The 25,202-nt window shown below is 63.7% G+C and carries 9 protein-coding genes; 8 read left to right on the top strand and 1 reads right to left on the bottom strand.

Going from position 1 to position 25,202, the window contains the following annotated elements:
- Positions 1-258: 258 nt before the first annotated feature.
- The 8 genes from NP4_RS37700 (at position 259) to mobF (ending at position 25,019) form a co-directional block, all read left to right on the top strand.
- Positions 259-1,914 (top strand): HNH endonuclease, encoded by a 1,656-nt coding sequence (locus NP4_RS37700; RefSeq protein WP_147288119.1) that lies wholly within the window; start codon positions 259-261, stop codon positions 1,912-1,914.
- A gap of 666 nt (positions 1,915-2,580) precedes the next feature.
- Complete coding sequence (gene pglW, locus NP4_RS37695) at positions 2,581-6,699, top strand: BREX system serine/threonine kinase PglW (RefSeq protein WP_068008809.1); 4,119 nt, start codon at positions 2,581-2,583, stop codon at positions 6,697-6,699.
- Positions 6,700-10,215, top strand: coding sequence for a BREX-2 system adenine-specific DNA-methyltransferase PglX (gene pglX, locus NP4_RS37690; protein ID WP_068008806.1), 3,516 nt, complete (start codon positions 6,700-6,702; stop codon positions 10,213-10,215). It abuts the gene before it with no gap.
- Positions 10,212-13,904, top strand: coding sequence for a DUF6079 family protein (locus NP4_RS37685; RefSeq protein ID WP_068008803.1), 3,693 nt, complete (start codon positions 10,212-10,214; stop codon positions 13,902-13,904). Before pglX ends, NP4_RS37685 begins: the two co-directional genes overlap by 4 nt.
- Positions 13,894-16,596, top strand: a complete 2,703-nt coding sequence (gene pglZ, locus NP4_RS37680) for a BREX-2 system phosphatase PglZ (RefSeq protein WP_211335992.1) — start codon at positions 13,894-13,896, stop codon at positions 16,594-16,596. The genes NP4_RS37685 and pglZ overlap by 11 nt, the downstream gene beginning before the upstream one ends.
- Positions 16,593-17,909 carry a BREX system ATP-binding protein BrxD gene (brxD, locus tag NP4_RS37675; protein ID WP_068008800.1) on the top strand — a complete coding sequence of 439 codons (1,317 nt, stop codon included), beginning with the start codon at positions 16,593-16,595 and terminating at the stop codon, positions 17,907-17,909. The genes pglZ and brxD overlap by 4 nt, the downstream gene beginning before the upstream one ends.
- A complete protein-coding gene (locus NP4_RS37670; protein WP_068008797.1) occupies positions 17,906-20,020 on the top strand; it encodes a DEAD/DEAH box helicase in 2,115 nt (704 codons plus the stop codon). The genes brxD and NP4_RS37670 overlap by 4 nt, the downstream gene beginning before the upstream one ends.
- 640 nt (positions 20,021-20,660) lie before the next feature.
- A complete protein-coding gene (gene mobF / locus NP4_RS37665; RefSeq protein WP_068008793.1) occupies positions 20,661-25,019 on the top strand; it encodes a MobF family relaxase in 4,359 nt (1,452 codons plus the stop codon).
- Positions 25,020-25,032: 13 nt separating this feature from the next.
- On the opposite strand, the gene cutA is transcribed toward mobF, so the two are convergent.
- Positions 25,033-25,202, bottom strand: a 170-nt coding sequence (gene cutA, locus NP4_RS43500; RefSeq protein WP_156524974.1) for a divalent cation tolerance protein CutA, incomplete at its 5' end; no start/stop codon positions are given.

Genomic DNA, 25,202 nt, shown 5'->3' with positions numbered 1-25,202 from the left:
CGACCTGCGGAAGTCGCGTTTGATGACACCCGACGATCAGCGGCGTCCCTCCGACAGGCGATAGATCGCTACGGTCACTACGGGTCATCCAGGGTTTGCAGATTCCTCACGAGCAATTGGACTGTCCGACTGCATGTTTCGGCTGTACTAGCAGCTCGACATTAGCTAAGCTGTCGCGTCGTGGGGAATCGCATGCATTGCAGTGTCGGATTCATCGAATGGCGGTAAAACACAGGCAGAGTCGGCATCGAGGTGGGCATGGGGCGTGGTAGCGAGGTCAGCGGTTCCGTAAGGCGTCATCTCTGGCGGCTGGCGAACGGAATGTGCCACAGGTGCCGGTGCGAACTCGACACCGGCGTTGCGGGGTCGACACCTACCGCCGAGACCGCACATATCCATGCGCTGTCGGACGACGGCCCCCGAGCCGATCCCGGGATGCCTATCGACGAAAGGAATTCCGTCGAGAACCTGCTGCTGCTGTGTTCAAACTGTCACGACATCATCGACAAGCGAAAGGACCCCGCTGAGGAGCTGCGCACCTACAAGGTGATACACGAGCATTGGTGCGCCGTCCTGCGACAGGCCGGCCGTGCGTGGAACATCCGTTACAGCAGCATTGATTACGTCAACCTTCCGCGCATCAGCATGCAAACGGACGGCCTTGGGCTACAACGTATCGCGCGAGATGTAGGGCTGGATCCGACGCGTACCTTCCGTGGCCAGGGCTTTGCAGTCGGTACTTTCGTGCACCGCCTTCAACCGATCTTCGAGAACTGGAACGAGCAGGCCGTGCGACTCGATGCAGAACACGCCAATGTACTGGAGCCAGGTCTGACAGTCGCCTTCGACGGACCTATGCGTGTGATGAACCCTCCGAGGTTCCCGCCGCGGCCGCTCTCCGGTTCGTGGGCGCAAGATCCGTATCTCATCTTCGCACTTGGTGATCGGGCGGTGAAGATCCGATTCGATCCTGCTTGGCTGACTACCACCACCGCAACCACCGATCTCGACGCCGCCCGGCGTGAGCCGATCACATACGCAGGGCTCGGCGTGGTTGTGAGTGTCTCGGAGACCGAGATCAAGGTGTCCGCACGCCTTTTCGGGCAGCCGAAGAGTCCGGTGCGTGCGTTGCTCGAATACGCTCGCGCAGGCGCAACACGCGAGCTGGATCTGGCGGACTTCGGGGATGATCTGTCGGGATCTGAGACAAGGGAGATAGTGACCACTTTGTCACCGGAACCAACGCACCGTTCGGGGATAGTGCTGCATTTCGATGAGGATCAGGTCTTTCCGATGCAAATCGAGAAGGAGGTCTTCCAACGATTGAGGCGGGTGGTCCCGGAGTATCGCCGTGACCTCACCACTTCGCCCGCATTCACCCTAACTGCGGCGGCGCTGCGGCAGACCGGCTTGCCGTCCACAGCCGCGATCGCCATGAACGTCCTCGCTCGGACCACCTTGTGGAAAGCAGTCTCAGTTCCCAGTTATGACAACATGATTCGACACAAGAACGTCGCCGTCATGGTCGTTGCCGGACTCACCGTCACACAAAGGCAGAATCTGCACGACCTCCTTCGACATGATATCGACTGGTACCTAGGAGCGCTCGAGTACGCCCCGGATGAACCGATCCACAAAAAGCTGTATGAATTCCCGGCGAAATACCACATCGCGGAGACAAACCTGCACATCCTTTACAGCGCGGCGGATTCCGAGTTCGGAGACGTTCGAATGTCGAATGATCTGATCGAGAATTGGGAGCGCTCTAGACTATTCGCTGCCGTCGAATGGGAAGAAGATCTTGAACACAGCGAACGTGATAGCGCAGAGGCTGGTCATATCCTTGAGGCATTGTTCGCTGCCTACGATCCAGAAGCTCCTGCATTCGATCCTGAGCCGCAGGACGAACCGTAGTGAGTCAACTCGATATGACACTCGGTGTTCGATATGTCACTTGGGCAGTTGCCGTGACGATAGGTTCTCGCCCCACACCAGGACGCGACGAACGACGACGCACCGCGCGAGACCACGACCAACACAACCAACCACCACACCCGACACCTGGACGATCCCGGGACCGCAGCTCCGCCACCACGGACGCCCACCTTGGCCACCGGAGACACGTTGATGCCGCCCACGGCCACATGCCATTACCCGAAACTGTCGATCATCGCTATCCGCCGACCGCACACGACACAACCCCGCCCGACGGGTACACCATCGAGCGTGCCGTTATAGCCCCTCCCGGCCACGGCGACGACGGGTTGTCCGACAACTGCCGCAACGACGCCGGCCCGCCATACCCGACGACGATCGCGCTGACCACGTTCCAGCACGCTGCGCCACATCACCAACCTCCACCCCAGCACTGACCTGCTGACGGAACAGGACCACCCCGCGATCACCCCGTTACACCACCCGCCTGGACTCGACCAACGCAGACGGGGCCACTGCGACTGTGTCCGAGTTCCTGAGGAATATCGTCGGTCGCCAGTAGTATCCATCAGGGCAGTTGGGTAACGAGGGTGGGCTTCACGCGCGAATTGTAGTGAGCGGCTTGGGGTCAGGAAGGATGAGTTCGTGCGTGAGGATTCGCTTCGCTGGGAGCAGATCAACCCCAGTGCCTTCGCGCACGAGCGAGATGGCCTGCACGAACTGGCCAAATACTTGCCTGACGAGGACCCGTTCCATGTATGGCCGAACGTCGAGTTCGTCGCCACCGACGGCTCGATCAACGAGGTCGATGCACTCGTCCTGGTACCCCGCGGTCTATTCGTCGTCGAACTGAAGCACTGGCAGGGCGACCTCATGGGCGACGGGACCCAGTGGGTGCGCCGCATGCCCAAGGGGCGGCTCATGCCAGTCGACAACCCCTACATTCTGGCCAACCGGAAGGCCAAGCGCCTGGCCAGCCTGATCAACTTCTACGCCCGCAAGGCAGGCAAGCAGACACGAAGCCCGTTCGTGGGTGCCGCCGTCTTCATGCACGCCCACAACATGGTCTCCTCGCTGGACGAAATCGGCCGCCAACACACTTTTGGCCTAGATGGTGGCACTTCAAACCTGCCCAGCTTCAAGGAGTTCCTCCTTGACCGACCCGTAAATGCTCAGCTCATCAACGCGAAGCGCGGGCGCGAGATCGTCGATCTGGTTCGGGGAGCGAAGATCCGGCCGTCGGTTGCGGATCGGCGGATCGGACAGCTGATCCTGCATCCGAAGCCATTTGCGGAAGGCATTGGCTGGCAGGACTTCCTGGCCGGTCATGCCATGGACACTGCGCTCGTGCGGCGGGTCCGCTTCTACCTGACCAGTCGGGCCGATGAGGAGGAGCTGCCGGTCATAAAACGGGCGGCGGAGCGGGAATTCCGCTTGCTGCAAGGGATTCACCACCCCGGCATCGCGCACCCGGTGGATCTGGTCGACCATGCCTTCGGCCCGGCGGTGATCTTCGACTATGCCCTCGAGTCCCAGCGCCTGGATGGCTGGCTCAACCAACGCCAGAACCTGACGCTGGCTCAGAAGCTGCAGCTGATTCAGGATCTCGCCGAGATCGTCGACTACGCGCACTCGCGGCGGCTGTCGCACCGGGCACTCCACCCGAACGTGGTCTTCGTCACCGAGAAGGAACGTGCGCACCCCGCGTTGGTAATCACCGACTGGCAGACCGGTGGCCGACTTGCCGGATCGACGCAGCTCACCAGGCTCGGCTCGTCGAGCAATGGCACCGGGCTCGAGCTGTTCTTCGACGACGAAGTGCGCCGCTTCCAGGCCCCGGAGTTCGTCACCAATGCGCATGTGCCGGGCGTACAACTCGACGTGTTCGCGCTCGGTGCGATCGCCTATCGGATCTTCGCCGGGGTAGCCCCGGCCGAGAATGCCGAGCAGTTGGTCGCAGCGGTCACCAACCAGGGGCTGAACCTTGCTGCCGTGGTAGACGGCATGCCCGCCGGTCTCGTGGACCTCATTTATGACGCTACCCACGGTGACCCAAAACAGCGTCTGTCCAGCGTCCGAGACTTCCTGCGCGGGCTGGATGCGGTGTGGGACGAGCTCACCGCCCCAGAACCCGAGCCAGTGACCGATCCGCTGGAAGCGAAGAAGGGTGATCTCCTCGATGGTGGCCTGACCGTTGTGCGACGCCTCGGCTCTGGTTCGACGGCAGTCGCGCTGCTGGTCAACCGGGACGGCCGCGAGCTGGTTCTCAAAGTCGCTCGCGATGAGCAGCATTCGCAGCGGCTCGAAGCAGAGGCAGCCGTGCTGGCCAAGCTCAAGCACTGGCAAGTCGCCGCCCTGATCGAGGGGCCCGTGATCGTTGGCGGTAGAACCGCGCTGTTGCTGGAGAGCGCCGGCCCACGGACAGTGGTCGAAGAACTCCAGGAGGGTCGCCTGGCGCTGGACCTGCTCGAGCGCTACGGCCGCGACCTGTTCGACATCGTCGATTTCCTCGATGGACAGGGCGTGTGGCATCGCGACATCAAACCCGCCAACCTGGCCGCACGTCCTCGGCCCAAGGACAAGCAGCTCCATCTGTGCGCGTTCGACTTCTCGCTCGCCGCAGTCCCGGCCACCCAGCTCAACGCGGGCACGCCGACCTACCTCGATCCGTTCCTCGGCGGACCGGGGCGGAAGGTGTATGACGCGGCGGCCGAACGCTTCGCGGTCGCGGTGACCTTGTACGAGATGGCCACCGGTGCCCTTCCGCGGTGGGGCGAAAACGCCAACCCCGCTGCGGTGACTGATGAGGTCACCCTCGAACCGTCGGCCTTCGATCCCGCGGTCGCCGACCGCATGGTCACGTTCTTCGCCCGTGCGCTGTCACGCGATGTGGCCAAACGATTCGACACTGTCGAGGAGATGGCCGACGCCTGGCGCGGGATCTTCCGCGCCATCCCCGACACCAAGCCTGATCCGTCGAAGGTCGGGCCTGTCACGGCCGAGCTCACCCGGACTTCGCCATTGGAGGCCACCGAACTCACCGCGCGGGCGCGCTCTGCGCTCGAACGGCTTGGCGTGCACACCGTTGGCGAGCTACTGGACTACGAACCCTCGGCCCTGACCCGTGCCCGTGGTGTTCCCAATGCCACCCGCAAGGAAATTCTGGACCAGACCCGTGCACTGCGGGCGCGTCTCGAACCGGCACGGGAGAATCTCCCGGAGGCAGCTGCCGAAGAACAGGTGCCTCACGGAATCGAAGCAGTGTGCGCGACTTTGTTGCCTAACCGCACCAGTCGCAATGCCAAGGAATGGACCGCGATGCAGGTGGTCCTCGGCCAGTCCACGACCGAGGACGGCGTATTTCTGCGCTGGCCGTCTCAGGCCGAGGCCGCCCGCGCCACCGATCAGAGTCAACCCCAGATCTCCATTTGGCTGCGCAAGTACGTCAAGAAGTGGGTCGGCAGTACCGCCCTCATGCAGATTCGCGACGAGATCGTCGCGCTGTTGGATGCTCGTGGTGCCGTGATGAGCGCCGCCGAGTTGGCGGAGGCGCTGTCCGCGGCACGAGGTTCATACACTTCCGGACCTGCTCGACTACCCCAGGCGATCGGGCTGGTCCGCGCGGCCATCGAGGCCGAGCTGTCCACCGGCGGCGACTCCCGCGTCGCCATCCGCAGGTTCCGCAGTTCCGACACCGTCTTGGTCGGCCGCGAGCCAGACGACCCTGCCGCAGTTACCACTGCGGCCGATCTACTCCAGTTCGCCGTGTCCTTGGGCCAGTGCGCAACCCGTTTGTGCACGTCAGATCCGCTGCCGTCGCGACAGCGTGCCGTCGACGAGCTGCGCGGCATTGCGCCGCCGGATGGCATGCCGACTCTCAGCGACCAACGCCTGCTCCAGTTGGCCGCAGTCTCGAGCAACGCCGAGGCCGCCGTCAGCGCGCAGGGACAGTTGTATCCGGTGGGGATGCCGGCCGACCGCGCCCTGAAGCTTTCCGCCGGTGCGCTGTTCGGCAAGCGCCTGGCCGTCGAGGAAGTACGTGGACGAGTGCACGCGCGGTTCCCCGACGCCGAGCCACTGCCCGGTAGACCCGCACTCGACAAGCTGCTGGAACAGTGCGGCCTGCGCTGGGACTCCGACACCAAAACATACGCCCCACCGACGCTGCAGTCGTCGGTGACCTCGACCCGGATGCCTACCGCATTGGGCCGGTTGACTGGCCCGACCGAAGTAGCGAAGGTCGATACCGCACTTGCCGCCGTCGTCGATCGCCGCGGATTCCTCGCAGTCCTGGCTCGCCTGAGTGCTGTGGACCACGCTCGTCGGGCCTTGCTCGCAAGGCACAACCTCACCGAGGTCAACATCACCGCGATCACACTCGACCAGTTGCGAGCCCTCGGATACCCGTGGGAGGCGATTGTCGCCGCCGACAACGGTGAAGTCGGCAATGCGGACTTCCGCGGCCTCACCGAGCTTGTACGGCATCACGTCCTCCCGGCCATCGCCCAGCGACTCGAAACCGAGGCGCCCATCCTGATCACCGAGGCGGCTCCCCTGGCCCGCTACGGCCAGCTCCAGTTGCTACAGCAACTCGCCGACCCGACCCGCCCCCGACCCGCAGCCCGGCTGCTGCTGGTGCCCGCCCGCCGCCCCGAACCTGCCATGCTGGACCAAGTCCAATTGCCGCTGACCTCCCCGAGCACCCAGTCACTATGGCTGCCGCAGGAGTGGATCGAACCGACCGCCGAAAGGGCCACCCGCTAGATGATCGAGTTGAAGGCGCTGCAAGGCCAGGTCAAGAACCTGGTTGAGGACCTGCGCATGCAAGTCGCCGCCAAGGACGACCTGCGCGCCGAGCTGCGGCACGAATACGCCGACGCGAAGTCTGCCGACCGCGTCGGAGTCACCTTCGAAACCTGGCTCGACGACGTGCTCGACCAGGCGGCAGTGGCCTGGGTACTCGGCTGTGTGTTCGTACGGTTCTGTGAGGACAACCGCTTGGTCGACAGGCTCTGGATCGGCGGCCCAGAAGAGGACGCGTCGACCGAGCGAGCAATGCAGGCGATGCAGGGTTACATCATTGCCAACCCGAGGGACAACGACCGCCACTGGCTTCGCCAGGCATTCGCGCATTTGCAGAATCTGCGCGCGACCAGCAAGATTTTCGACAAGCACAACCCGGTGTGGCGGTTCGACATCTCCGCCGGGGCAGCCGAGGCTCTGTCAGCATTCTTTCGCCGTGGTGCTGGGTTCCGGTCGTTACGTTCGGAGCACATGGATACTCGGTTCCTAGGTGATCTGTATCAGGACCTGTCGATTCATGCGCAGAAGAAGTACGCGCTGTTACAGACGCCAGAGTTCGTGGAGGAGTTCATTCTCGACAGAACCTTCACTCCAGCGCTCAAGGAGTTCGGTTTGGCCGCAATGTCGGTCATCGACCCGACCTGCGGATCGGGGCACTTCCTGCTGGGGGCCTTCAATCGGCTGCTGGGCCTATGGAAAGAGCGCGAACCCGCTACCGCTGTCGACACGTTGGTCGAACGGGCACTGGGGCAGGTTACCGGCGTGGACCTCAACCCGTTCGCGGTCGCTATCGCACGGTTCAGATTGATGATAGCGGCGTTGCGGGCGACTGGTCGGACTAACTTGAATAACTCATATTCGGTGAGAGTGGCAACAGGCGACTCATTGCTGCACTGGGGGCAGGAGTCAGGCAGCCATCAGGGCGATCTGCTCGCTTCCCTCGACGGCCGCCCCGAGTTTGCTTATTACAGCGAGGACGGCGACCTTCTCGCCGAGTACCTGCGGAACGGTTCCTACACGGTTGTGGTCGGCAACCCGCCATACATCACTGTTAAGGACTCGAAGCTCAACGAGCGTTACCGTGAGGAATATCCCACGGTCTGCTATCGCCAATACGCGTTAACCGCGCCCTTCGCGCAACGCTTTTTCGAGCTGGCCAAGCGAGCCGATGCCGATGGGCATGGAGCTGGGGTTGTCGGGCAGATCACCGCCAATTCATTCATGAAGCGAGAGTTCGGAAAGAAGTTGATCAACGACTTCTTTGCGCACGAAGTCGAACTGATCGAAGTCATAGACACTTCCGGAGCGCATATTCCGGGGCATGGGACACCCACAGCGATCTTGGTTGGAAAAAACCGCTTGGTAAGCCCTCGATACAGTGGGTCAATCCGGACAGCCTTCGGCATACAAGGCGAGCCATCGGTACCAACTGATGCAGCGCGCGGCCTTGTTTGGACTGCGATCGTCAACCAAATCGATGGCGGTGTACCAGAATCCGAATGGATTAGCGTAGCCGATGTTCAGCGGGCTAGATTAGCGACGCACCCATGGAGCCTGAGTGGTGGAGGTTCAGGCGATCTTGTCGCGTTCATAGAGCAAGATCGACCGAAACTCGGTTCGAGGATACAGAGCGTTGGGCGGACAACTTCCACTGGGGCCGATGACGCCTACTTCCTACCAGATTTGCAGACCGCTCGACGACTCGGCGATGAATCTCAAGTTCGCGATCTCGTTGTCGGTGAACAGGTTCGTGATTTCCGCTTCGGAAAGATGATCCAAGTACGCAACCCCTACGCTGACATAGAAAACCGAATTCCAGTAGAGGAGGAGAACTTCCTTGTTGCGCGAAACTTGTGGCAGTATAGGTCACTTCTGGCAGATCGTGTAATTTTCGGAAAGACGATCACCGAAAATGGCCACCACTGGTACGAACATCTCGAAAACTACTCCCGAAAGCTAAAATCAAGACTCGGCATTGCCTTCTCGTTTGTTGCCACGCATAATCATTTTACCTTGGACCGGCGTGGACGATTGTTCAATCGGTCTGCGCCGGTGGTTAAGTTGTCCAAAAACTCGGATGAGGACAGCCATCTTGAGCTCCTGGGACTCTTGAACAGTTCCACGGCATGTTTTTGGCTAAAACAGGTAAATCAGGACAAAGGCAACCGAGGCGGTGAACGATCAACCGGCCGCTATGCTTGGGAGAGCTACTATGAGTTTAGTGGCGCTAAGTTGCAAGAATTCCCCCTTCCATCCGAGTATCCCCTCGAGCTAGCGAAGCGCATCCAAAAACTCGCGGATCGAGATGATTCCACCAGCCTCGATCATGTGTTTTCCTCAGCCAGTCCTTCTCGCGAAATCATCAACAAGGCGCGTACTGAAAACAACAGAACCCGTTCACTAATGATTGCCGCTCAGGAGGAGCTGGATTGGGCGGTGTATCGGCTTTATGGACTGGTCGAAGAGGATTTGACTTCTCCAAATTCTCCGCCGTTGAATCTCGGGGAGCGGGCATTTGAGATAGCGATGGCACGTAAACTCGAACTCGATGAATCGGATGTCCAATGGTTCATCCGTCATGGGTCCACCCCGATCGCGGACCTTCCTGGTCATTGGCCTGCTGATTACAAGGAGTTGGTGGAGAAGCGGATCACGATGATCGAATCCGATCAGAACATCGGATTGATCGAGCGGCCGGAGTGCAAACGGCGCTGGGCGACCGGCGGCTGGTACGCAATGCAGGACGTAGCCCTGCGCGAGTGGCTGCTGGATAGGCTTGAAGCCTCCGAGCTGTGGGGCGGCTCACCCACCCCGCTGTCGGTAGCTCAGCTCGCAGACCGGGTTCGTCATGTAGAGGATTTCCGCTCAGTGCTGGACCTGTGGGTGGGTACAGATCAGCATGACCTGGTGAAAACGTTGGGCAAGCTGATTGCCGACGAGCACGTCCCGTTCCTTCCTACCGACCGGTACAAACCCGCTGGCATGAGGAAGCGGGCGCAATGGGAACGCACGTGGGCATTGCAGCGTCGTGAGGATGCCGGCGAGAAGGTTGAGATCGACGTGCCGCCGAAGTACACCTCGGGCGATTTCAAGAAGGCCAGCTATTGGCGTAACCGGGGCAAGCTGGATGTACCGAAGGAACGCTTCATCTCATACCCACGAATGGGTCGAGACGGGGACAGCACAGAGCTGCTGGGCTGGGCGGGTTGGGACCACTTGGCGCAGGCCCGAGCGCTGGCCAGCGTCTACCTGGATCGAAAAACCCAGGGTGGATGGCCCCCGGAGCGGCTTCTTCCCATGCTGGCAGGCCTGGCAGAATTGGAACCTTGGTTGCGCCAGTGGCACAGTGAGTCGGCACCTGGCTTTCCCAGCTCCCCGGCGGAGTTTTTCACTGGGCTGATTGACACTGAATTGGCTGGTCTTGGCGAGGACCGGCATACCTTGACGGTACTGCGTGGCGTGGAGGAACTGGCATGACGCTGCTCCGAGATCTGATCAAGATTCCAACCTCGGTCAGCGACGGTGACTTCGTTGTGAAGGCGTCCGAGGGTGCGGACCTGGCGAATTATGTTGTTACCGAGCAGTTGCGAGACGACTTCGGTGACGCGCTGCGCATGGTGGGGCATGCGGTGGCCACTGGTCGTTCGCAGGCGGCGTATTTGCATGGGTCGTTCGGTTCGGGTAAGTCGCATTTTATGTCCGTGCTGCGGGAGATCCTGCAGCACAACAACGAAGCGCGGGCGATTCCGGGATTGGCAGCGCCGATCGCGGAAGCCGATTCCTGGTTACCCGGCCGCAAGGTGCTGTGCTTGACGTTCCACCTGCTCGGTGCACAGTCGGTCGAGCAGGCGGTGTTGGAGGGCTACCTCAACCAGATCACGGCGCTGCACCCGGATGCGCCGCCGCCGGCGGTGCATCGCTCCGATGCGATGCTGGCCGATGCGGCAACGCTGCGTCAGACCATGACCGACGAGAAGTTCTTCGAGGTGTTGGGCAACGGCGGGCAGCCGGGTGCAGCGGGCGCGGGCCTGGCGTCGATGATGGCGCAGCGTCAGGGGTGGACGGCGCAGAGCTATGACGCGGCAGCGGCTGCAGCACCGGGCACGAAGGAACGCGACAGCCTCGTCAGCGCGCTGACGACGGCGTTCTACACCGGCGCGGTACGCAGCGGCGAGTACCTGGACCTCGACACCGGGTTGCAGGTCGTCACCCGGCATGCAAAGAGCCTCGGCTACGACGTAGCCGTGCTGTTCCTCGACGAGTTGATCCTCTGGCTGTCCACCAGAATGTCCGACATCACCTTCGTCAACACTGAGGGCGCGAAGCTCAACAAGCTGGTCGAATCCTCGGACGCAGCGCGGCCGTTGCCGCTGGTGTCGTTCATCGCCAAGCAGCGCAACCTGGAGGAGTTCCTGGGACCGCAGGTCGGCGGCACCGAACGTGAGGTGCTCGCCGACGTGATGCGCAGTGGCCAGGGCCGATTCGACGAAATCATCCTGGCGGACACCAACCTGCCGGAGATCACCGAAGGTCGGCTGCTGCGTCCGGGCACGGAGACGGTGCCGAAGGACGAGGCGCGCCGGATCATCGACGAAGCCTTCGAGGCAGTGCGTGGCAACCGTGAGGTGTGGGACATCCTGCTGTCGGGTGCGCAGTACGGCGATGCTGGGATCGGCTCGGATCGGGCCACCTTCCGGCGGTTGTACCCGTTCTCCCCTGCACTGGTGGCGACTCTGGTCGCGCTGTCGCAGGCGTTGCAGCGTGAACGTACGGCCCTGCGGGTGATGACTGAGCTGCTGGTGGAGCGGCGAAATACGTTGCAAGTCAACGATGTCATCGGAGTGGCGGCGCTGTTCGATCCACTCGTGTTGCATGGCGCATTGCCCGATCGGCCACAGCTCAAGCAGCAGTTCCAGGCCGCCCGCGATACCTACCGGCAAAAGTTGCGTCCATTGTTGTTGGCGCTCAATGGGATCACCGAGGAGAAGGCGGCCGGCCACGAACAGTTTCAGCTCGACGATCGGCTGGTGCGAACACTCTTGGTGGGCGCGTTGGTGCCGGAAGTGCCTGCGCTGCACAACTTGACGGCCTCGCGCCTGCATGCGCTGAACTTCGGCAGCATCAGTGCGCCGATTCCTGGTTACGAGAACCAGACCATCATCAGCCGGTTGAGCAAACTCGCCGACGATGCGGGCGAGCTGCACAAGACCGACGGACCCGACCCGGTTTTCTCGTTGAAACTGTCGACGGTCGACTACGACAAGCTGCTCGAATTGGTGCCGCACAACGAAACCGCGACGGGTGTGCTGCAGCAGCTGGTTCGCGACATGGTCTGTATCGAGCTGGGAGTGGGCAGCTCGGAGGGCACCTTCGGCGAGCTCGCGCACATGAAGGAGTGGCGCGGTCGCCGGCACCAGATCAACGTCAAGTTCGGCAATGTGCGTGATCGCGAAACGATGCCCGACGCGACCCTCTATGCGGAGGGCGAAACGTGGCGGGTGATCATCGACTATCCGTTCGACAACGGCGGCAACCGGCGCGACGACCTGGCTCGCATCGAGGGGTTGGAGCGGGAGAAGAACACGGTCTTCTGGCTGCCGTACTTCCTTTCGGACGATTTGATGGTCCGACTGGGACAACTCGCGAAGATCAATTACCTGCTGGGCAGCGGCGGTACCGGGGACCGGTTGACCATGTTGGCCGCGGACTGGTCGATCGCCGACCGTCAGCAGGGCAAGATCTATCTGCAACAGCGTCAGCAACACTTGAAGTCCTCGCTGCTCGACACGTTGAAGCTCGCGTATGGCGTGGTCAAGCCGAGGCAGTCGGACACAGCCGTAGAACTCGACACAGGCCCAGTGCTGGTCTCGTTGCGAGAGGCATTGCCGCTGGGTGATCCTCGCGGCGGAACGGTGAAGGCAGCGTTCGACAACCTCACGTCGGACCTACTGGACTGGTCATTCCCCGGCACCCCGTGCCTCCCGGTGGCGGAAAAGCCGGTGACGAAAGGCGAACTGAACAAGGTGTTGGGCTTCGCCCGCACCGCGGCCGCCGACGTGGCACGCCGGGCGAAGGTGGAAGGGAGCACGGACCAGAAGACGGTGCAGCGCATCTGCAACAACTTGCAGTTGGGCGAGATCGTCGAGAACCAGTACGTGCTGAATGCCACGACGTGTTGGTGGAGCACCCACCTCGTTCGGGAAGCCGCCAAAGATGGGTACACCGAGCAATTCCCGGTGCAGGTTCTGCGGCCATTGCTGGATAAGCCGTCGCCACGCGGGTTCGAACGCGACCTGCAGAACCTGATCCTGGCGGTGTTCGCTCACGAACAGCAGCTCGCTTGGTATCAGCACGAAGGCAAGATCGACATCCAAGCGGTGCAGCAAATCACCGACTCGATGACGCTCAAGCGCCCGCCTATGCCCGAACAGGACGTGTGGGATCGGGCGGTGCGCCGGGCCAAGCCGATCTTTGGGATACAGCTGGCGGAATACCGCACCCCAGCGACGCTCGAGGATTTTGGAACGAAGATCAGAAGCGTCGCAAAGGCACATGTGACGGCCACCGACATGCTGGTCACCGAGCTGACCGAGCACGCCGACGTGCTGGGCCTGGACACAGAGGCACGATCCGGGCGACTGGCCACCGCGCGCCGAGTCGCGAAACTGTTGCGCGAGATTGCATCCGAAACCGATGATGCCGTGCTGGTGGGCATGGTGGCAGACGCTGAGGTCGGGGAGATCGAAGACCTGGTCGCGGGAACATCCTTCAAGCAGTCGGATCAGGTGAAGGCGGCTCTGGCAGGCACTCAGTGGGATCTGCTGGACGCGGTGGCACAGCGAGCAAGCCATGACGGGGGCGCTAAGCTCGTCATCGAAGAGTTGCGCGCCGCAGCCGGCTACGAGCAGAGCGTGTGCGATCTGGCTGCAGCGCTGAAAGTTGCGGTGAGTGCCGCCGCCGCACTGCTCGTGAAGCCTGTGCCCTCACCGGCCCCACCCCCGGCTGCGGTGTCCAATAGCAATCCCACGCCCACGCGCGTGCCGACGCGGCAGCAACGAGATGTCGCTGACACTTCGGCAATCGCAGCGGTGATGGCCGAAATCGAAAACGAGGTGACCGCCGGCCACAACGTGCGGGTTTCGTGGGAGGTCATCGGTGATTCGTGAGCCTGTGCAACCGGCCACGATCCGCCGCAAGGTGGAAGCGTGGCTGTCCGAGGGTGACAGTCAGATGGCGCTGGCGCTGCGCGCAACCCCGGTGTGGAAAGACGAGCCGATCTTGACGGTCGGGGCGAACACGGCGCGGGTGGTGCCGTGCGCCACGCCGATCGCGGTCCGCGCCGCGCTGCATGATCGCCGCGAGGGCGAAAGGCTGGTGCTGCTCACCGAACTCACCGATCTCGAGCTCGGCGACGGCCTGCTGGCCCACCTCAGTCGCGGTCAGATCCGCAGCGTCGACCGCTGGGATCTCGTACGACAAATGTTCAAACTCACCAACCTGGACCCGACCATCGTCAGCTCGACGATGGGCGGCGGCGGATGGATCGCGGATGCGCTTGCGCAGTACCAGCCCCGCGAGGGTTGGCCCCCGCCACCAGGCACCGTCTTGACTCGTAACCATGTCCTCCGTTGCCTGTCTGCGCAGCTGCTCGGTCTGGATCGTGGCCGTCTCGATAGCGCCGGCCTGCTGCAGTGGACTACGGACGCGCACAGCCTATTGCGGTTCAGCCGCCTGCCCTCGGAGGTGCTGAACGGAATTACCGGCTACCTCACCGAGATCGCCGGCCCCGCCGTGGCACCAATTATGGCGGCAGTGCGTTCTGGCCACGGTGTTGATGCGATCCCGCTCGGATTGCTTGCCGCGGCGCTGTGGCCCGTTCCAAACGGCGCCGCCATGAGCACTGATGTGATCATCGCTCGTACCCGGCTCGAGCCCTACTTCGGCGGAGAACGACTGACCGACGAGCAGGCGCATGCCTTCCGTGTAGCGGCCGAAGCGTGGGTGGACCGAGCACTCGACTCCGATCGAGACGCCGGCCTGCTGCGCGAGGTTCATCGGGTTTTCAACCGTGCCGAAGATCTGGCCAAGAAAGTTGATGCGGCCGAGCTACTTGCCGCCTCAGATCTGTTGCCCCTGGGTTTCGCCCACCGCCTGCGGGCGTTTACGACATCCATCCGGCGGGCGCTACCGACCAACGGACGGGTACCGGCTGAGGCAGTGCTATCAGCCCAGCACGCCTTGGAGGCGGTGGAACGGCACAGGGGGGCGGACAACCAATCTCGGGTCGACACCGCCAGGATGGCAGTTCGACTGCTGCGCTGGTTGTCCAGACCTGAGCCTGCCGCGCCGCAAAATCTGCTCGAGGCCGTGCTGCGCCAGGTCCAGGAGGATGGTTGGGTGGATCGCGCCCGGCTGGATCTCTTTGTCGGCGACACTGATCCGGACGTCGCACAGGTCTACCGCCAGCTTTACCACGCGGTTGACAAACGGCGGGCACTCCACGATCACCAGTTCGCGGTGCTGCTCGCTAGGAACACAGCCGAGGAATCCAACCCTGGCACGCTGCTGCGCGTGGAAGATGTCTTGGATCGTGTTGTGACACCGATACTCGAGCGTCATCCAGTGCTGCTGTTGGTGATGGACGGCATGAGCGTGGCCGCGGCGACGGAACTTGTCGAGTCGGTGACGCGGTCGGGGTCCTGGCTCGAACTCACACAAGATGGTGGACCACGTACAGGCGTTCTCGCGGCCTTGCCCAGTGTCACCGAGGTCAGCCGATACAGTCTGTTCTCCGGGCGAGTCGCCGTCGGCAAGGCCCAGGACGAGCGCACCATATTCACTCAGCGATTCCCCAAGGGAAAGCTGTTGCATAAGGGTTCGCTGCGCGCCGGGGCAGGGTCCGCGCTGGATTCCGACGTTGTCGCAGCAGTCGCCAACCGGAATGTTCCGCTGGTCGCAGCGGTGATCAACACCATCGACGACGCGTTGGACCGCAGCGAACCGGACACGATCGTGTGGGGTCAGGAGAACATCGCCGCAGCGCGTGCGCTGCTGGAAGTGGCCCAGGATCGTGTTGTAGTGCTGGTCTCCGACCACGGGCATGTCCTTGATCGCGGACCGGATTCCGTCACACGACCCTCGCCTTCGAGCGAGAATCGCTGGCGGCCTTCGAATCCCCCTGCGGGCGACGGGGAAATCGCTGTATATGGCTCGCGCGTGGGCTTGGGCAATGGCAACGTCGTACTCCCGTGGCGCGAGGAACTGCGGTACGGCCCACGCAAATCCGGCTACCACGGCGGCGCGTCGCCCGCCGAGGTCGTCATTCCGCTGATCGTGCTCAGCGCCGGTGACGACCAGGCAGTCCCCGGTTGGGGTGGTGCCCCAGTGGCCAGCCCGGACTGGTGGCGTGAGGCCCTGACGGGCGCGGCCGCTGCAGCGGCTCCGGTAGAGCCGCGACGGCCCGCTCCGAAATCGGACCAGGACCTCACCCTCTTCGACGAGACTCCAGAATCCACTGCGGCACCGGAAGAATCGGCGAAGCCGAAGCACCCTGCTCTGGTGGAAGCATTGCTGGCCAGCGAGATCTATCGCCAACGGCAAGGCACCCGAGCGCCACTACCCAACGAGCGCGTCGCAGCGTTGCTGACGGTTTTGTTAGCTGGCGGTGGACGAGCCACCATGGACACCATGGCTGCTCACGCGGGCGTGCCCGCACACCGCATCGGTGGCACCGTCACTGCCCTGCGCAAATTGCTGCAAGTCGAGGGCTATCCGGTGCTGGATATCGATCCGGACGGCCAAACGATCAAGCTGGACACGGCCTTGCTTATCGAGCAGTTCGATTTGGAGCAGGCGTGACAGCGGACGTTTCGGCGCGCCGCCGACAGGACATCATCGAGGCACTGCGCCGAGGCGCTGTACCGATGAATGGGCTTGACGTGCTGGCAGTCGGCCTCGACCGCTTCACCAATGCTATGGATGCGGATCTTGACCGGGTTGCCTCCGGCAGTAGCGTATTCAAAGCGGTCCGAGGAGAGTACGGCGCGGGCAAGACGTTCTTCACCCGGTGGCTGGCTGAACGCGCCAAACGGCGCGGCTTCACCGTCTCCGAGGTGCAGATCTCCGAGACCGAGACTCCGTTGCACCGGATGGAAACGGTCTATCGTCGACTGGTCGAGCAACTCTCCGCCGAGCAGTTCCCGCCCAGTGCCCTGCGACCGATCCTCGACGGTTGGATCTTCGCCCTCGAGGAAGATGTACTCGCTGACGGTTCGATCGACGAAGAGGACGCCGATGCACTCGACGCCGCAGTCGGCGAACTACTGGAACTGCGGCTGGCCGAGATATCCCGTAACACACCAGGTTTCGCGGCGGCACTACGCGCATATCGCACCGCCAACGCCGACGGTGATTACGCCACCGCCGACGGCCTCGCGGCCTGGTTGGGCGGGCAGCCCCACGTCGCGGCATCGATCCGACGATATGCCGGGGTCAAAGGGGATCTGGACCATTTCGGGGCGATGAGCTCCCTGCAAGGCCTGCTCACCGTGCTGCGTGACAGTGGCCACGCGGGCCTACTGGTGGTGCTCGACGAAGTCGAAACGCTGCAGCGAGTCCGTTCCGACGCACGCGACAAGGCGCTCAACGCCCTGCGTCAGCTTGTCGACGACGTCTACGCCGGACGGTTCCCGGGGTTGTACCTAGTGATCACAGGTACACCGGCGTTCTACGACGGCCAGCAGGGTGTGCAGCGGCTCGCGCCATTGGCCCAGCGGCTGGCCACCGACTTTGGGCCCGACCCGCGTTGGGACAACCCACGCGCCACCCAAATCCGATTGCCCGGCTTCACCATCGACGCCCTCGTCGAACTCGGCGGCAAGGTTACCGAGTTGTACGCCGCTGCCTACGATTGCCCGCGTGTGACCACAGTGGTCGATGCGGATTACATCGCCGAGTTGGCGCGCGCAGTCACCGGCAAGCTCGGCGGGCAGGTCGGCGTAGCGCCGCGTGTCTTCCTCAAGAAGCTGGTCTCCGATGTGCTGGATCGGGTGGAACAATACGACGACTGGGATCCGCGCGAGCATTATGCGCTGACCCTCCGCAGTGACGAGCTCACGGACATCGAACGCAACGCCGCCACCTCGGCCGACGACATCGACCTGCAGCTGTGACGCTGGACAGGCTCGAGCCGGTGCTGGTGCACCACATCGTCAACTCACTGGGTTGGCGAGATCTGCGTCCGCTCCAGCATGCCGCAATCGAGCCGCTCACCGCGGGAGAGGACGCGCTGCTGCTGGCGCCGACCGCGGGCGGCAAAACCGAAGCGGCGTTGTTCCCTCTGTTGTCGCGCATGACCGCACACCGCTGGCAGGGCACCTCCGTGCTGTATCTGTGCCCGCTCAAGGCGCTGCTCAACAATCTGACACCGCGCGTCGAGCGCTACTCCGGCTGGCTGGGCCGCCGTGCTGCCGTATGGCACGGCGACGTCGGCGCGGCCGGTCGCCGCGCCGTGTTGACCGAACGTCCCGACATCCTGTTGACCACACCGGAATCGCTGGAGTCGATGCTCGTCAGCACGAATGTCGACCACGGCGCGTTTTTCGCCGGCCTGCAAGCGGTCATCGTCGACGAAGTACACGCCTTCGCCGGCGACGATCGTGGCTGGCATCTGCTCGCCGTGCTTGAACGGCTCACCCACCTCATCGGGAGGCCGGTCCAACGCGTCGGTCTCTCCGCCACCGTCGGCAACCCCAAGGAGTTACTGACTTGGTTGCAGGGCTCCGGCGCGAAAACTCGCCCCGCCGCTGTCGTGGCCCCCGACCTCAACAGCACCGCTGTGCCGGGCCCGCCCCCCGGCGAGGTCGAGCTCGATTACGTGGGCTCCCTGACTAATGCCGCCACCGTGATCGCCTCCCTTCACGCGGGTGAGAAGCGCCTGGTTTTCTGCGAATCCCGGCAAACCGTAGAGGAACTCGGCCAACTGTTGCGAGGGAAGGGCGTGACGACCTTCCTCTCACACGCCTCGCTGTCCGCGGACGAACGGCGGCGCTCCGAAGAAGCGTTCGCGGAGGCGCGCGACTGCGTTATCGTCTCCACCAGCACTCTGGAACTAGGCATCGACGTCGGCGACCTGGACCGGGTAATTCAGATCAACACGCCGTCGACGGTGGCGTCGTTCCTGCAACGCATCGGGCGAACCGGCCGTCGAGCCGACAGCACCCGCAACTGCCTGTTCCTAACCGTCGACTCCGACTCGCTGCTCAAAGCGGCCGCATTGTTGCTGCTGTGGGGCAAGCGCTGGGTAGAGCCAGTAACCGCGCCACCAGAACCACGGCACATCATCGCCCAGCAGATCCTCGCGTTGTGCCTGCAGGAGCACAGCGTCGGAGACCAGGTATTGCCACAGTGGTGGAACGGACTGGCACCGTTCGACTCCTCCGCGATGCCGATCGCACGCTTCCTGATCGACAACGGGTATCTCGACGGCGACGGCGGAATGCTGCACATAGGTCCGTCGGCCGAGCTGCGCTTCGGACAGCGCAACTTTATGGACATGACCGCGGTGTTCACCGGGCCACCAGAATTCACGGTGCTCACCGGCCGAACCGAACTCGGCCGAATCGACCCAAGCCTGCTCACCGAAGAAGTCCACGGCGATCGACGTCTACTCCTTGGCGGGCGAAGCTGGCGGGTCACCTATGTCGACTGGCGGCGCAGGCGCTGCTTTGTCGATCCCGCAGATGGTGGCGGCAGGGCCCGATGGATGAACTCGGGCACGGCCGGATTGGGTTTCGAACTCACCCGTGCCATGCGTGACGTGCTGCTCGGCGCCGATCCACCCGCCAAACTCACCAAGCGCGCCGCAGGGCAACTCATGGACATCCGGGACAGCAGAAGTGGGTTCGTGGATCCCGACGGCAACCTTATTGTGCGAAGTAACAGGGGCGACGACGTCCGCTGGTGGACCTGGGCCGGATACCGTGCCAACGCGACGCTGGCCGCGACTCTTGGCGGCATTACAGACCCGCTGCAACGGCATAGCGACCAGTACATTCGGCTGCGTGAAGACCTTGATGCCACCGGCTGGAAGGCCGGCGTTGTAGACGCAGGTGCGAGACTCTGCCTGCCGGAAGTCAGCGAAAAAGCCTTGGTGGGATTGAAGTTCGGCGATGCCCTGCCCAAGCGGCTGGCGATGGCCACTCTGGCCGCTCGAGTGGCCGATTTTAACGGCGCGGCGGCGGTACTCTCAGAACGCAGTCGACTCGTCGAACACACTCGTTGAATTGGCTTGAATCGGGGATCCGCCAGCCGGATTGTCGAACTCGGCGCCCCGTGCTGCAGATATCCGGCGGTGTGCGTGCTGACCGGGAGAAGCCAACACCGACCCGTACCCGACCAAACCCGTGGTCGTGGCGGTCTACCAGCGGCCCACATAGTTGTGCTGCCCTTGCACGGCGGAAACCTCCGCATCGGCAGGCAATCCACAAACCACGCATCCGTCGGCCCGAACCGCCGCTCACCGGTTCGGCATCCAGACAAACGATCTCGAACTCAGCGACCGGCAGCGACGGCGCGCCGCCACGGACCACGCTCAGCCTCGACACGGGCACGCAGTCTGCCCACCCAGCAGCCCTACGTCCTCAAAACCCGCAACCTATGTCAAGACTCCGCAACAACACTCACAAACTATTCTCGACACAAATATCCGCTCACTCACCCTCTCGCCACCCCCACTCAGTCACAACCAGCAGACCTAGTGCATCTCGGGTAACGGATCAGCATCTTCTGGGTCATATTTCTGACCACATTGAGTTGAAAGCGACTGCGCTGGGCACAATTTGGCAAATTCGTGCAGATATGAGGCCAACAGTCTCACACGAAACCCTCAGAAACTCGGCGGTTTCGAGAGCTAGATTGGATGAGTGACAGCGACGCTGCACAAGGTTCTGGCTGGGAATGGGTACCTGTATTACGTCCAGCAAGTCGCCGCTGCCGACTCCACCGACCGCGGACCCGCCAGCCTGGCCGACTACTACTCCGCACGGGGTGAATCCCCCGGCCGCTGGCACGGATCCGGACTCACAGCACTCGGGATCGAGGCGGGCGCGGTGGTCACCGAGCAGCAGATGGAAGCCCTGTTCGGGATGGGTCGCCATCCCAACGCGCACGCGATCCAAGCACAGGTCATCGACACCGAAATGGACCGCGGAGCCAAAGCCAAAGACGCAGAACGCGCCGCCGACCGAGCCACACGCTTGGGCAACCGTTTTCGCCTCGTGTGGAGCGACAACGAGTTCCGAAACCGGTGCGCGGACGCGTTTTCCGACCACAATCACACCGCCGGAAACGCCCCGGGCACAGCGATTCCCGACGACATCCGAGCCCGCATCCGCAGCGACGCCGCCACCAGCATGTTCACCGAGGAGTTCGGGCGCGTGCCCCTGGACGCGCGGGAGCTGTCGGGCTGGGTGGCGCGGAAGTCGCGCCCCGAGTACGCCGCGGTGGCCGGATTCGATATCACCTTCTCGCCGGCTAAAAGCGTGTCCGCACTGTGGGCGATCGCCCCACAGCACGTCTCCGAACGGATCGCCACCGCCCACGAGGCCGCGGTCGACGACGCCATCGCCTGGCTGGAACAGAACGGGATCTTCACCCGGTTGGGTCGCAACGGGATCCGGCAGGTCGAGGTGGAAGGCATCGTCGCGGCCCGGTTCACCCACCGCGAATCCCGCGCCGGAGACCCCGATTTACACACCCACATGGTGATCGCCAACCGCGTCCGCACACTCGACGGCAAATGGCGCACCCTCGACGGCGCCATGATCTACCGACTCAAAGTCACCATCTCCGAAATCTACAACTCCCGCCTCGAACAACACCTCCACGCCGACCTCAGCCTCGCGTTCACCGAACGATTCACCAACCCGACGAAACGCCCGATCCGTGAAATCGTCGGCCTGCCAGCGGTTCTGCTCGAGCACTGGTCCCGCCGCGACCGCGACATCACCGCACGGCTCGGTGAGCTCTCCGCCCTGTTCCAACGCCAGGTCGGCCGCGAACCGACACCGAAAGAAATGTTCGGGCTGACCGAACGCGCCACCCTGGAAACCCGCCCCACCAAACACGCCTCACGATCGCTGGCCGAACAACGCCAGCAGTGGCGCCACGACGCGGAAGCGGTTCTCGGCGGCCGGGAAGCCCTCGAACACACGGTTTCTCAGGCCCTGCGGCAACCACGACGAGCCCGGCAACGGTTCGACACGGCACGCATCGCCCACCTCGCCGACCAAGTCGTTGCCACGGTATCGGCCGAACGCGGCACCTGGCGACACCGTCATCTGCGCAGCGAAACCGAACGCCAACTCCGCGGCCTCGTCGCCCGCGACCAGTGGCAGCAAGTCACCAACGCCGTCGTCGCCGCGGCACTCGACCCGTCGCGCAGCCTCGCGCGCGGTGACCCCGACATCACGGCCGAACCCGTCCTGAGTGAAGTTCCTGCGGTGTTCCGGCGCCGCGACGGCACCAGCGTCCACACGATCGCCGACGCTCAGTCCTACACCTCGCCGCGCCGATTGGCGGTCGCGGCCCGGCTGATCGACCTGTCGAACCGGACCGGCGCCCGCACAATCCCCGAAGCTTTTGTTGCCGCGGCGATCCACGACTACAACACCGACCCGCGCAACGAAGGCCGCCAGTTGAACGCCGGACAGGTCGCGGTCGTCACCGAATTCGCTACTTCCCCCAGCCGAATCGCCACCGCCAACGCCCCCGCCGGCACCGGAAAGACCACCGCAATGCGGGTTCTGGCCGATGTCTGGCACGCTTCCGGCGGCACCGTTCTCGGCCTGGCACCCACCGCCGCGGCCGCCGCCGTGCTCGCCGAAGCCACCGGAGTGCGCGCGGAGACCGTCGACAAACTCCTCACCGTCATGGACCAACACACCGGCGATCCCGACCGCCGAGACGCGTTCTATCCGCCCGCGCTACCCCAGTGGGTACTGCAGATCGGCACCGACGCGGTGGTCATTGTCGACGAGCATGTACGCCTCGGTGACGACAAACGCCTGCGACTGTTCGAGTTCCTCACCAGCCGGGGCGCGACGATTCGATGCGTCGGCGACAACCAACAGCTGCCCTCCATCGACGCCGGTGGCACCACGAGCGACACCGCGGACGCCACCTTGACCCAGGTCGTCCGGTTCACCAACAGCGCCGAAGCCTCGGCCAGTCTGATGATCCGCGACGGCGAACCCGCCGCTTTCGGCTTCTATCTCGACCACCAGCGCGTCCACTCCGGCGCTCCGGGCGCTGTTCACGAGCAGGCCTATGAGGCATGGGTCGCCGATCATCTCGACGGCCGCGACACCGTCATGCTCGCCTCAACCCACGACACCGTCACCGAACTCAACGCTCGTGCTCGCGCCGAACGCCTCGCCCGCACCGCGACCATCGGCCCGGAAACCGCGCTGGCCGATGGCCTTCGCGCATCGGCCGGTGACATGATTTCCACCCGCCGCAACAACCCACGCCTACGCCTCGGCGAACACGACTGGGTCCGCAACGGCTACCGCTGGGTTGTCGACGAGGTGCGTGAGGACGGCAGTCTGGTTGTCACCCACCTACACCAGGGCCGCCAGCGCGGACACACCGCCGTACTCCCGCCCACCTACGTGCGCACACATACCCGCCTCGGATACGCCACCACCATCGACTCCGCACAAGGCCTCACCACAGAGATGTGCCACGTCGTACTTACCGGCCACGAATCCCGCGCGCAACTATATGTAGCGATCACCCGCGGCGCGCACGCCAACCACGTCTACGTCCCCACCGCACTCGACGACGCCGAAGGCAACCTCTGGACCGAACCGGCGACGATGCCCCGCACCGCCACCGAAGTCCTACAACGAATTCTGGCCCACACCAACACACCCAACTCCCCCTACACCGAACTCCGCGACGCCCTCAACCCCCACAATCGACTCGGCCCCGCCGTCGACACCTACCTCGACGCACTCGGCCTCGCCGCCGAACACGCCCTCGGCCCAGACGCCCTCCAACGCATCGACCATGCGGCCGAACAACTCCGACCCGGCCTCACCGACGCCGACGCTTACCCCATCCTGCGCCAGCACTTGGCGACGATCGCACTCTCGGGCCGCGATCCGATCACCGCACTGCATCACGCCGCCGGTGAGCGCGAACTCGACACCGCCGACGATGTTGCCGCCGTACTGGACTGGCGCCTCGACCCCACCGGCACACACTCCATCGCACCAGGACCGCTGCCGTGGCTGCCGGGACTCCCCACCGGACTGCCAGACGGTCTGATCACCGATCAGCTGCACGCTCGCAGTCGCATCGTCGCCGACCTCGCCCACCAAATCACCCGCGACACCACCGAATGGACAACGGCAACAGCACCGCCCTGGGCACGCCCACTCCTCGAAAACCCGGACCTGCTCGCCGAACTCGCGATCTGGCGCGCCGCCAACCACATCCCCGACACCGACCTCCGCCCCACCGGCCCCGCACGCCACACCGTTCGTGAACGCGTCCACCAACAGCTCCTCGACACCCGGGTCACCGACACCCTCGGCGACCTCCACACCGCCACCCACACCTGGGCCCCACTCGCCAAACAGATCGATACCCGCCTACTCACCGACCCCTGGTGGCCCGTCCTCGCCGGCCATCTCGACACCGCCGCGGCCGCCGGAATCGACATCGACACCCTTCTCCCCCACGTCGCCGCGGCGCGTCCGCTCCCCGACGACATGCCTGCCGCCGCGCTCTGGCACCGCCTCAACCTCAGCCTCTCACACCCCGACGCCGACATCCCGATGACCGCCGCCCACACCGAATCCGACGCGGAACTCGGCGTCGACACCCACACCGCAGGCACCGAACCCGATCACACCGACCTCGACACCCACCCCTACAGTGCTCTCACCGACGCTGAACTCGACCGCCACATCACCGAAACCCAACTACAAATCGCCCTCGCCGACACCAACGAATTCCTCTTCGGCCCCGCATCTACACCCCTGGGTCAACCCGACGAGAGCAGCCACGACCGGCGTTATGCCGGCACCGAATACGACCAGGAACAACTCGAACAACTACGCGCCGAACAACACCGCCGCAGCGTGCTCTCCCCCACCCAACGCGAAGCTGAACAACACCTCCGCCACCCTCACCCTGCCACAGACCCATTCACCACACCCGACACCACCACCTGGCCCAACCCGATCAGCCCCGACGACAGCCTCGGCCTATGACGAACACTCCGGGCTACTGCCCGACCACCGGCGCCGTCGTGCGCTCGACCCACTCCGCATAACTGTCCAAACACCACCCGACCGGCATCGCCGTCACCTCCGGACTGCCCCACGGATGCAACTCCGCCACACGAACCGCCAACCGATCACGAACCCCCGCAGCCGTACGAAGACTGACCCGCC

The sequence above is a fragment of the Nocardia pseudobrasiliensis NBRC 108224 genome (assembly GCF_001613105.1).
Taxonomy (GTDB): domain Bacteria; phylum Actinomycetota; class Actinomycetes; order Mycobacteriales; family Mycobacteriaceae; genus Nocardia; species Nocardia pseudobrasiliensis.
Note: the sequence above shows the minus strand (reverse complement) of the source record. Positions and strands in the feature narration are given on the sequence as shown.

Excerpts from the sequence above, each read along its gene's own strand:
- NP4_RS37700 (WP_147288119.1), top strand. The coding sequence starts at position 259 with ATGGGGCGTGGTAGCGAGGTCAGCGGTTCCGTAAGGCGTCATCTCTGG.
- pglX (WP_068008806.1), top strand. The coding sequence starts at position 6,700 with ATGATCGAGTTGAAGGCGCTGCAAGGCCAGGTCAAGAACCTGGTTGAG.
- NP4_RS37685 (WP_068008803.1), top strand. The coding sequence starts at position 10,212 with ATGACGCTGCTCCGAGATCTGATCAAGATTCCAACCTCGGTCAGCGAC.